We start from the raw sequence: 10,765 nt of genomic DNA, 5'->3' as shown, positions 1-10,765 counted from the left end.
TCGTAGTCCGCCACCGCCCCGCCATCGGTGTGATGCGCCAGGAACCCGGCCAGCGTCCGATGCGCCCCGCTGTGGCCATAGGGCGCGGTCAGCGCCACGTTGCGCAGCGCCGGTGTGCGGAAGGCGTACCAATCGCCCGCCTGCCCCGTCACCCGGAACCGCCCTTCGTCGCGGTGATGGGTCTCGAACCTTGCGCCTTTGCCGGGGCCGAATTGCGGCTCGCCCATGGCGTGGAAGCCGTGGTCGGTCAGGAACGGCCCGGCGTGACAGGTCGAACACCCCGCCTCGCCATAGAACAGCGCCATCCCCGCCGCCGCCTCGGGCGCCATGGTCGCCTCGCCCCGCAGCACCGCGTCGAAGGGCGCAGTATCCGAGCGGAACTCGAATTCCATGAAGGCGGCGATGGCGTTTGAGATATCGGTGAAGGCGATGGGCCGCCCCGCCGCCACCTCCGGATAGACCTCAGCGAACAGCGCCGCATACTCCGGCACCGCCGCCACCCGCGCCGTCAGCCGCGCCCAGGCGCCGTCCGGACCCGAGATCATGCCCAGCCGCACCGCCGTGGAAATCTCGTTCTCCTGATAATGCCCGGCCATCTCGTCGGGCGAGACCACGGGAAACATGGTCTGCGCCGCCAGCATCGAGGCGAAACCGACCGGCATGTCCTCATCCAAAGGCGTGCGCATGCCGTTGGGGCGGCTTGGGTCGACCTCGACCCGCCCGTCATGGAACATGGAGCGGTATTCGAGCGCGCCGAGGTTCCACAAAGCCTGCGCGTTCCGCGGCACGCGTTCCTCGGGCAGGTTGTCGGGATCGGCGACCCGCCGCGGCCCCAGCCCCCGCCCGCCGTCGCCCAGCCCCAGGGACAGCCCGTCCGAGGTGCCGAAGGCCGGATGGTGGCAGGTGGCGCAGGCGACCTCGCGGTTGCCCGACAGGATCGGATCGTAGAACAGCAACTGCCCCAGCCGCGCCTCCTCGATCCGCACGGGGCGGAAATCCGCGTCACTCGGCGCCCGGGGCAGCGCGGGCGGCGCGTCACTGGCCGCCGCCGCGATTCCCGCCAAGGCCACGACCCCCAGCACAACGCCCGACATGCGCATCACGAACCCCTCCCTGTTAGCGCACACAGTGCCAGCCGGAGGGGCGTCGCGCAACAGATCAGGTCAGACTGGCCAGCACCAGGGTCACCGTCACCACCGAGGCCAGCGTGGTCACGATCAGTGCCGTCGAGGCCACCTCGCGCTGCGCGAAGGGCGCGGCGAGGATCGGGAAGACGGTGACCATCGGCAGCGCGGCAAAGAGGATGCCGACGGGCACCAGCTCGACCGGGACGCCCGGAATCAGGATCAGCGCCGCCGCCACCAGCACCGGATGCAGCAGCAGTTTCACCCCCGCGACCGAGATCGCCCGCGGCCAATGCCCGCTGACCGACATGCCCGCCACCGTGCCGCCGATCACGAACAGCGCGACCGGTGCCGCCGCCATCGCCAGGGCCGAGATCGCGCGCTCGCCCGCCTGCCCCAGCGGCAGGCCGGTGAACCGCACGGCCAGCGCCACCACCACGGAAATCAGCAGCGGGTTTCGCAGCATCGGCTTCGTCGCGCCCCGGATCAGCGCGCCCAGCCCCTTTTCGCTCCCGCCCGCCAGCAGCGCCAGGATCGTCGCCAGCGGGATGATCAGCACATTCTCCACCACCATGGTCATGGCAAAGACCACGGCGCCCTGTTCGCCGAAGACGAGGCTGGCGATGGGAAAGCCCAGAAAGCCCGAGTTCGACGTGGCCATCCCCAGGGCCAAGACCCAGCTTTGCTGCCGCTCCAGCCCCAGTTTCACCCTGAGCAGCGCATAGCCCAGCCCCAGCGTCAGCAGCGAGCCCCCGGCATAGGCCAGCAGGAACGGCAGGTTCAGCCCGACCTCGCCATGCGGCAGGGCGATGGCGAACAGGATCAGCGCCGGCAGGCAGACCTTCAGCGTGAACTGGCTCAGCGCCGGGACATGCGCGGCCTGCAGATAGCCGCTGCGAAAGGCGATATAGCCCGCGATGATCGTCAGATAGATCGGCAGGGTGGTGAGGATCACGGCAATCATGAGGGCGCTCCGCTGTCTGGGCGTTCCTTAACACCGCAAGGGACGGGCGACGAGGGGATTTGCTCTGCCCCGCCCCCGCACTATCCTTCCGCCATGCAAGAACCGACCGCACATAGTGTCACCCAGGACACGCTCACCCTCGCCGCCGAGAGTTTCGGCGACCCCGAGGATCCGCCGCTTCTGCTGGTCATGGGGGCCACGGCCTCGATGCTCGGCTGGCCCGACGCCTTCTGCCGGACGCTGGCGGCTCAGGGCCTGCGGGTGATCCGCTTCGACCACCGCGATACCGGCGGCTCGACCACCCTGCCGCCGGGCGAGGCCAGCTACACGGTCGAGACTCTGGCGGGCGATATCCTCACCCTGCTCGATGCTTTCGAGCTGCCGCGCGCGCCGGTGGTCGGCATGTCGCTGGGCGGCTATCTGGCGCAGATGGCGGCGCTGCGCTGGCCCGGGCGCGTGGCCTCGCTGACGCTGATCGCCTCGGAACCGCTGGGCTGGGATGGCCCGGACCTGCCCGGCCTGTCCGAGGCGTTCCTTTCGCATTTCGGCGCCCTTGGTACGCTCGACTGGACCGACCGCACCGCCGTCGCCGCCTTTCTGCTGGAAACCGAACGCCTCTGCGCCGGGGCGGATTTCGACGCGGAGGCCGAGGCGACGCGCGTCGACCGCGTGCTGGCCCGCACCCGGAGCCCCGCTAGCATGTTCAACCATGCCACGCTGTCGGTGATCGAGGATTGGACCGGCGCCTTCCGCCGCATCTCCTGCCCGACGCTGGTGATCCACGGCGACAGCGATCCGATCCTGCCTCTGCCGAATGGCGAGGCACTGGCCGAGGGCATCCCAGAGGCCGAACTGATGGTGCTGCCAGACACCGGCCATTGCCTGCCCGAGCGCCATCACGCCGCCATCGCCCGGCGCATCGCCGCGCAGATCCGCGGCCTTTAATCCGGCACGTCGTCGGCCGGGCGGCTGCGGAATTGCCGCAGCCGCACCGCATGCGCCGCGGCCACGTGCCGCCGCATTGCCTGTTCGGCCGCCAGTTCGTCCCGGGCATCGAGCGCCGCCAGAACCTCGGCATGTTCCTCGATCGCGCCGCGCGCCCGCTCCTCGCCCTCCAGCGTCGTCGGGCCCAGCAGCAGCAGCGTCTTCTGCAATCCCGCGACCGAGCGCGCCAGATAGCGGTTGCGCGCCGCATCCAGCAGCGCCGCGTGGAACTGGCGGTTCAGCTCGTACATCCGTGGCGGATCGCCCAGCGCCGCCGCCATCTCGGCGTTGATCGCCGCCAGCTCCTGCCGCTCGACCTCCGAGGCCGCCCGCGCCGCCAGCCGCGCCGCTGTCCCTTCCAGCACGCCCCGCATTTCGTAAAGCTCCGTCACCTCGCCCGGATCGAGCCCCCGCACCGCCGCGCCAACGCGGGGCACATGCACCACCAAGCCATCGGCCTCCAGCTGCCGGATCGCCTCGCGCACCGGGGTGCGGCTGATGCCCAGACGGCCGGCCAGTTCCACCTCCAGCAGGCGGTCGCCGGGCTTGAGGGCGCCCGCGCGGATCTCCAGCAACAGACGGCGATAGGCGTCCTGTCCCTGCGGCAGATCGGGGTTCGGATCGGAATTTCGCATGTGCACCTTGCAGATTGCATCCACTGGTATACAATAGGCCACAACAACCGTTCTTCATAGGCCCAAAATGTCGCGCCTCGTCGCCTCGCTGCCGCCCCTGCAGCGCAGCCTTCTGACCCTTGCCCTGTCCCTGCTGGGGGTGCTGGCCTTCTGGCTCTTGCACCTGCCGCTGCCCTTCCTGTTCGGGCCGATGTTCGCCTGCCTGATCGCGGCGCTGATCGGCCTGCCGCTCAGGGGCACCGGGCAGATCGGCGTCGGCGCGCGCACTATCCTCGGGGTCGCGGTGGGCGCCACGCTGACCCCGGCGCTGATCGCCTCGCTGCCGTCGATGCTGGCCTCGGTGGCGCTGATCCCGCTCTATATCGGGCTGATCGGGCTGATCGGCGTGCCCTTCTTCCGCCGCATGGGCTATGATCCGGCCACCGCCTGGTATTCGGCCATGCCCGGCGGGCTTCAGGACATGATCGTCTTCGGGATCGAGGCCGGGGCCAATCCCCGCACCCTGTCGCTGATCCACGCCACCCGCGTGCTGATCATCGTCACCGTCGCCCCCTTCTTCATCGTCCATGTCTTCGGCGCCTCGCTCAGCCATCCGGTCGGCGAACCGGCCCGCGACCTGCCCCTGGCCGAGATGGCGCTGATGGCCGCCGCCGCGCTGATCGGCTGGAAGGGGGGCGAGAAGATCGGCCTGTTCGGTGCCTCGATCCTCGGGCCGCTGATCGTCACCGGCGCGCTGTCGCTGATGGGCCTGATCCACCACCGCCCCCCGGCCGAGGCGATCTATGTGGCGCAGTTCTTCATCGGCTCGGCCATCGGCGTCGGCTATACCGGCATCACCCTGACCGAGATCCGGCGCGACGTGCTGGCGGGGGTCGGCTTCGTGGTCATCCTGGCGATGCTGGCCGCGCTGATGTCGGAACTGGTGCATCTGATGGGCATCGCCCCGCCGCTCGAGGCGTTTCTCGCCTTCGCCCCGGGCGGGCAGGCGGAAATGACCGTGCTCTCCATCGTCGTCGGCGCCGATCTGGGCTATGTCGTGGTGCACCATGTGCTGCGCATCCTGCTGGTCATCACCGGCGCCCCGATCGCGGCCCGGCTGATGCGGGTGAACCGCAAGGAGGGATGATGACCTTCACCACGCGGCCCGAGTTGAGCGGCACCTTCGGGATGACCGCCTCGACCCATTGGATCGCCACCGCCGTGGGCATGTCGGTGCTGGAGCGTGGCGGCAATGCCTTCGACGCCGCCGTCGCCATGGGCTTCGCGCTGCATGTGGCCGAGCCGCATCTGAACGGGCCGCTGGGTGACATGCCGGCGCTGATCTGGCCCCATGCCGATGCCGAACCCACGATGATCTGCGGTCAGGCCCCGGCGCCCGCGGGCGCCACCATCGCCCATTACCGGGCCGAGGGGCTGGACCTGATCCCCGGCTCGGGCCTGCTGGCCACGGTGATCCCCGGCGCCTTCGACGCCTGGATGCTGATGCTGCGCGACCACGGGACCTGGAGGCTGGCCGAGGTTCTGGCCCCCGCCATCCACTACGCCGCGCAGGGCGTGCCCCTCCTGCCCCGGATCAGCGCCGAGATCGCCGCGCTGGCGGATTTCTTCCGCGCCGAATGGCCGACGTCCGCCGCCACTTGGCTGCCGCACGACGCCGTGCCTGCCCCGGGCGCCCTGTTCCGCAACCCCGGCCTCGCCGCCACATGGCAGAGGCTCTGCGCCGAGGTGGCGGGCGTGCGGGGGCGCGAGGCCCAGATCGACACCGCGCGCGACGCCTTCGCGCAGGGTTTCATCGCCGGGGCCATCGACGATTACCTGCGGGACGCCTGCGTCATGGACGCCAGCGGCCAGCGCCACAAGGGCGTGCTGACCGGGCAGGACATGGCCGGATGGCGGGCAAGTTACGACCCTGTGCTCAGCACAAATCATGCAAATTGGCAGATTTTTAAGGGCGGTTTCTGGTCGCAGGGGCCGGTCCAGTTGCAGGTTCTCGACATTCTGGCGGGTGACCCGCTGGCGGACCTCGACCCGCTCGGCCCCGCGTTCGTGCATCTGACCACCGAGGCCCTGAAACTCGCCTTCGCCGACCGCGAGGCCTATTACGGCGACGGGCCCGGCATCCCGGCCGAGACCCTGCTGTCTCCCGCCTATGCCGCTGGGCGCCGGGCCGAGATCGGCGACGCGGCCAGCACCGAGCTGCGCCCCGGCGCCATTCCGGGGGCCGAACCCCTGGCCCGGGCCGCACGGCAACGCCAGCACTGGCTGGCCGGGCGCGACAGCCACCGGGGCCCGGGCGTGGGCGAGCCGACCATGGGCCATCTGAAGAAGCCGGGCGATACCGTGCATCTCGACGTGGTGGACCGCTGGGGCAATATGGTTTCGGCCACGCCCTCGGGCGGCTGGCTGCAATCCTCGCCGGTGATCCCGGGGCTGGGGATGCCGCTCAAGTCCCGGGCGCAGATGTTCTGGCTGGACGAGGGACTGCCGACCTCGCTGAAACCCGGCCAGCGCCCCCGCACCACGCTCTCGCCCAGCTTCGCCCGGGCGCCGGACGGCACGCGGCTGGCCTATGGCACGCCGGGCGGCGACCAGCAGGACCAATGGCAGGTGGCCTTCCTGCTGCGCGTCATCCACCACGGGATGAACCTGCAGCAGGCCATCGACGCGCCGCTGTTTCACACCGACCACCTGCAAGCCAGCTTCGACCCGCGCGGTTTCGCCCCCGCGCATCTGCTGGCCGAACCGGCCTTCCCCGCCGCCACGCTGCAGGCGCTCCGCGACCGCGGCCACCGGCTGCAGGTCGCCGCGCCCTGGTCGGCCGGGCGGCTGACCGCCGTCAGCCACCGGCCCGACGGGATGATGAAAGCCGCCGCCACACCACGGCTGATGCAGGCCTATGCCGCCGGGCGCTGAGACCCTGTGCCGCGGCGACAACCCCTTGTAGGATGGGCAATATTGCCCATCCTACGCCCCCTGATCCAAGGTCCGCGATGAAAGTCCATATCCTCGACGACTGGCACGACACGCTGCGCCGCCTCCCCTCCTTCGCGAAACTCGCCGAGCATGAGGTGACGATCTGGACCGACCATGTCGAGGATCCGGCAACGCTGGCCGAGCGCCTGCAGCAGGCCGAAGCGCTGGTTCTGTTCCGCGAGCGTACCGCCATCGGCGCGGCGCTGCTGGACCGGCTGCCCCGGCTGCGACTGATCTCGCAGCGCTCGCTCTATCCGCATATCGACGTCGCTGCCTGCACCCGCAACGGCGTGCTCCTGTGCTCCGACATGGGCGCCGACGCGCCCTCCATCGCCACCGCCGAACTGACCTTCGGCTTGATGATCGCCTGCGCGCGCGACCTGCTGAACCAGAATGCCAGCCTGCGCGCCGGGCTCTGGCAGCGGGCACCGGGGCAGACCCTGGCCGGGCGGATGCTGGGGCTTTACGGCTACGGGCGGATCGCCCGGCAGGTGGCGGTCTACGCCCGCGCCTTCGGCATGGGGGTGCAATACTGGGGTTCGGCAGAGGGCCGTGCCCGGGCCGCAGCGGCGGGCGAACAGGTGCCGGAAAGCCGCGAGGCCTTCTTCGCCACCTCGGATGTCGTCTCGCTCCACATCCGCCTCACGCCCGAGACCCGCGGCATCGTCACCAGCGCCGATCTTGCCGCGATGAAGCCCGGCGCCAGTTTCCTCAACACCTCGCGCGCCGCGCTGGTCGCGCCGGGGGCGCTGCAGGCGGCGCTGGCCAGCGACCGTCCCGGCCGCCTCGCCCTCGATGTCTTCGACCGCGAGCCGCTGACCGATCCGCATGACCCGCTGGTCAATCACCCGAGGGTCATCGCCACCCCGCATATCGGCTTCGTCACCGAGGACAATCTGGACCTGCAATTTTCCGACATCTATGACCAGATCAACGCCTTCGCTGCCGGGACGCCCTTGCACATGATCAACCCCGAGGTCTGGACGCGCTGACGTCTGACCTTTCAGCCCGCCCGTCGCCAGACTGCCCGCCTGCCGGGCGATCACCCGGCCCCCTGCCCGGTCAGCTTTACAAGCGCCTCGATATCTGGATGACTGACACGCACGACGCGCCACCGGCCCCGTCCGGTGCCGCGACCCCAACCCTAGGGAGGATTTCGATGAAACACGCCACTCTTCTTGCGGCGGCCCTTGCCGCTGCCGTCGCCCTGCCCGCCGCCGCCCAGCAGCGCGTCTCGATCGGCACCGGCGGCACCGGCGGGCTGTTCTACGTGATCGGCGCCGGCATGGCCGACCTGATCACCGAACACATGGAGGGCACCACTGCCCGCGCCGAAGTCACCGGCGCCTCGGTCGAGAACATCCGCCGCACCGCCGCGGGCGAGTTGGAGATGGGCTTCTCCTCGTCCTCGACGCTCTACGAGGCCGCCACCGGCACCGGCGCTTTCGAGGGCGATCCCCAGCCCGTCGCGGCGATGGCCTATCTCTATCCGGCCGTGCTGCAGATCGCCACGACCGCGGGCACCGGCATCACCTCGATGGCCGACCTCGCCGGGCACCGCATCTCGATGGGCCCGCCCGGCTCGAACGCCGCGGTGCTGGCCGAGCGCCTGCTGCAGGCCTATGGCGTCTATGACGAGAACAACGCGCAATACCTGTCCTATTCGGAAGGCGTCGATGCGCTGACCAATGGCACGGTCGACGCCGCCGTGGTGCTGGCCGGGGCCCCGGTCGCGGCGCTGATCGACCTCGACGCGCGGGAGGACATGGTGCTCCTGGGCGTGGACGACGCCTCGGTCGCCGCCATGGTGCAGGAATATCCGTTCTACCAGCTCTACACGATCCCGGCCGGAACCTACCCCGACGTGACCGAGGACACGCTGGTCATCAACGACCCGGCGACGCTCTTCACCCATGAGGACGCCGACCCGGCGCTGGTTCAGGGGATGATGGCGGCGGTCTTCGACCACCTCGACCAGCTGGGGCAGGTCCATGGTGTCGCCCGACTGATCACGCCCGAGACGGCGGTCAACGTGCCGATCCCGCTGCACCCCGGCGCCGACGCCTATTTCGCGGCGCAGTAAGCCGGTGCTGAGCGCCTGGATCGATGCGCTGCGGCTGGAAGCGCCGCAGCGCAGTAACCGTGAAACCGCCCTGATCTCGACCCTCGTCGCCACCCTTGCGGTGGCGGCGACGGTGCTGGTGATCTACGGCGCCTATTTCGGCCTGATCACGGCGCTGATCCTGCGGGCCATGTTCTTCTCGCTGGTCGCGGCGGGAGGGCTCTTGCTGGTCGGGCTCAAGGCCCCCTGGCTCTGGCTGCGGGCGCTCAGCTATGCGCTGGCTCCCGTGGTCCTGCTGCCGGGGCTGCATATCTGGGACAGCTACGCCCAGATCGTGCGCCGAGGCGGCATGGCGCAGGACCTCGACATGTGGATCTTCGCCGGGCTGATGGCGGCGCTGGTCCTCTTGATCATCCGCTCGGTCGGCTGGGCGCTGCTGCTCTTGGTCGCGCTGGCCATCGGCTATGCGATGTTCGGCGACCTGATCCCGGGCGAATACGGGCACCGCGGCTATACGCTGACGCGGCTGGCCTCGATGCTGATGCTCTCGACCGAGGGGATCTTCGGCCTGCCGATGGGCGTGGCCGTGCAATACATTTTCCTCTTCGCGCTGCTGGGCGGCCTCCTGATGAAGATCGGCACCGGCGAGGTCTTCGTCGACATCGCCCGCGGCCTGACCGGGCGGATGCGCGGCGGGCCGGGCCTGACCGCGGCGCTGTCCTCGACCATGCTGGGCACGATCAACGGCTCGGCGGTGGCCAATGTAGTGACGACGGGCACCTTCACCATCCCCCTGATGAAACGCGCGGGCTATTCCGCCACGCTGGCCGGCGCCATCGAGGCTGCGGCTTCGTCCGCCGGGCAGATCCTGCCGCCGGTGATGGGCGCCGCCGCCTTCCTCATGGCTGAGATCATCCGCGTCCCCTACGCGACCATCGCCCTGGCCGCGCTGATCCCGGGGCTGCTTTATGTGCTGGCCCTGATGATCGCCGTCTGGGCCGAGGCCGGGCGGCTAGGCCTCGACCGCGACCCGCAGGCGGGATTCGCGTTGCTCAAGGAAACCCTGCTGAAACGCGGCTATCTGTTGTTGCCGCTGATCGGGTTGGTCGGCTTCCTCGCCCTGGGCTACACGCCGACCAAGGCAGCCGTCCTGTGCATGGTGGTGGCGCTGGTCATTTCGCCCTGGCGCAAGGAGACCCGCGTGGGCCTGATCGCCCTGATCCAGGTCTGCCGCGACACGCTGGTCGCCACGCTGCCCATCGTCACCGCGGTCGCGGCGGCGGGGGTCGTGATCGGCGTGCTAAACCTGACCGGGCTGGCGCTGATGCTCTCGGGCGCGATCGTCGATCTGGCGGGCAGCTCGATGCTGGCGCTCCTGGCCCTGACGGCGCTGGTGTCGTTCTTCCTGGGCATGGGCCTGCCGACCTCGGCCGCGTATCTGTTGCTGGCGGTGCTGGTCGCCCCGGCCCTGACCCGCATGGGTATGGAACCGGTCGTCGCGCATATGTTCATCTTCTACTACGGGCTGGTGTCGGCCATCACCCCGCCGGTGGCGCTGGCCGCCTATGCCGCGGCTTCGATTTCCGGCGCGGACGCCAACAAGACGGCGGTCGAGGCGGTGCGGCTGGGCTTCGTCAAGCTGCTGGTGCCGTTCCTGTTTGCGACGATGCCGGGGCTGTTGATGGTCGGCTCGGGCGGCGAGATCGTCGCCTCGGCGGCGCTGGCCACGGCTGGGATCGCCGGGCTGACGCTGGCCTTCGGCGGCTGGTTCCTGGCGCCGATCCCGGGGCTCTGGCGGCTGGCGGCACTGGTCGGCGCGGCGCTGGTCCTCTGGCCGGCGCCGGTGCTGTCGGTCGAGCCGCTGGTGCTGGCGGCGCGTTGCGTCGGGCTGGGGCTGCTGGGGGCGATGGTCTGGCGGCAGACGGCGCAGAGCTGAGAGGTTTCGCCCTCGTGCCTCGGGCGACCAGCGGCGGGGGGTGAGCGGCGTCTCGGAAACGCGCCAGTGGCGCGTTTCAGCCGCGAA

Annotated in this window: 9 protein-coding genes; 6 read left to right on the top strand and 3 right to left on the bottom strand. The window is 70.1% G+C overall.

Annotated elements, in window-relative coordinates:
- Positions 1-1,100, bottom strand: a 1,100-nt coding sequence (locus tag VDQ18_RS20800) for a cytochrome-c peroxidase (RefSeq protein ID WP_323022790.1), incomplete at its 3' end; no start/stop codon positions are given.
- Positions 1,101-1,158: 58 nt separating this feature from the next.
- A complete protein-coding gene (locus tag VDQ18_RS20795; RefSeq protein WP_323022789.1) occupies positions 1,159-2,088 on the bottom strand; it encodes an AEC family transporter in 930 nt (309 codons plus the stop codon).
- A 93-nt stretch (positions 2,089-2,181) separates the two neighbouring features.
- Here VDQ18_RS20795 and VDQ18_RS20790 point away from each other — a divergent pair, with 93 nt between their 5' ends.
- Complete coding sequence (locus VDQ18_RS20790; protein WP_323022788.1) at positions 2,182-3,033, top strand: alpha/beta hydrolase; 852 nt, start codon at positions 2,182-2,184, stop codon at positions 3,031-3,033.
- On the opposite strand, the gene VDQ18_RS20785 is transcribed toward VDQ18_RS20790, so the two are convergent.
- Positions 3,030-3,707, bottom strand: coding sequence for a GntR family transcriptional regulator (locus VDQ18_RS20785; RefSeq protein WP_323022787.1), 678 nt, complete (start codon positions 3,705-3,707; stop codon positions 3,030-3,032). The genes VDQ18_RS20790 and VDQ18_RS20785 overlap by 4 nt on opposite strands.
- A 67-nt stretch (positions 3,708-3,774) precedes the next feature.
- Between VDQ18_RS20785 and VDQ18_RS20780 the strand changes: the two genes are divergently transcribed.
- From VDQ18_RS20780 to VDQ18_RS20760, 5 genes are all read left to right on the top strand, one after another.
- Positions 3,775-4,833, top strand: coding sequence for an AbrB family transcriptional regulator (locus VDQ18_RS20780; protein WP_323022786.1), 1,059 nt, complete (start codon positions 3,775-3,777; stop codon positions 4,831-4,833).
- The gene (locus VDQ18_RS20775) at positions 4,833-6,620 is read left to right on the top strand and encodes a gamma-glutamyltransferase family protein (protein ID WP_323022785.1); all 1,788 of its coding nucleotides are present in this window, start codon (positions 4,833-4,835) and stop codon (positions 6,618-6,620) included. Before VDQ18_RS20780 ends, VDQ18_RS20775 begins: the two co-directional genes overlap by 1 nt.
- A 77-nt stretch (positions 6,621-6,697) precedes the next feature.
- Complete coding sequence (locus VDQ18_RS20770) at positions 6,698-7,672, top strand: D-2-hydroxyacid dehydrogenase family protein (protein WP_323022784.1); 975 nt, start codon at positions 6,698-6,700, stop codon at positions 7,670-7,672.
- Between the two features lie 167 nt (positions 7,673-7,839).
- Complete coding sequence (locus tag VDQ18_RS20765; RefSeq protein ID WP_323022783.1) at positions 7,840-8,763, top strand: TAXI family TRAP transporter solute-binding subunit; 924 nt, start codon at positions 7,840-7,842, stop codon at positions 8,761-8,763.
- A gap of 4 nt (positions 8,764-8,767) precedes the next feature.
- A complete protein-coding gene (locus tag VDQ18_RS20760; protein WP_323022782.1) occupies positions 8,768-10,678 on the top strand; it encodes a TRAP transporter fused permease subunit in 1,911 nt (636 codons plus the stop codon).
- Positions 10,679-10,765: the final 87 nt, after the last annotated feature.

The organism is Pararhodobacter sp., assembly GCF_034676075.1.
In the GTDB taxonomy this organism is placed as follows: domain Bacteria; phylum Pseudomonadota; class Alphaproteobacteria; order Rhodobacterales; family Rhodobacteraceae; genus Pararhodobacter.
This window is presented reverse-complemented; position numbering and strand designations above follow the sequence as displayed.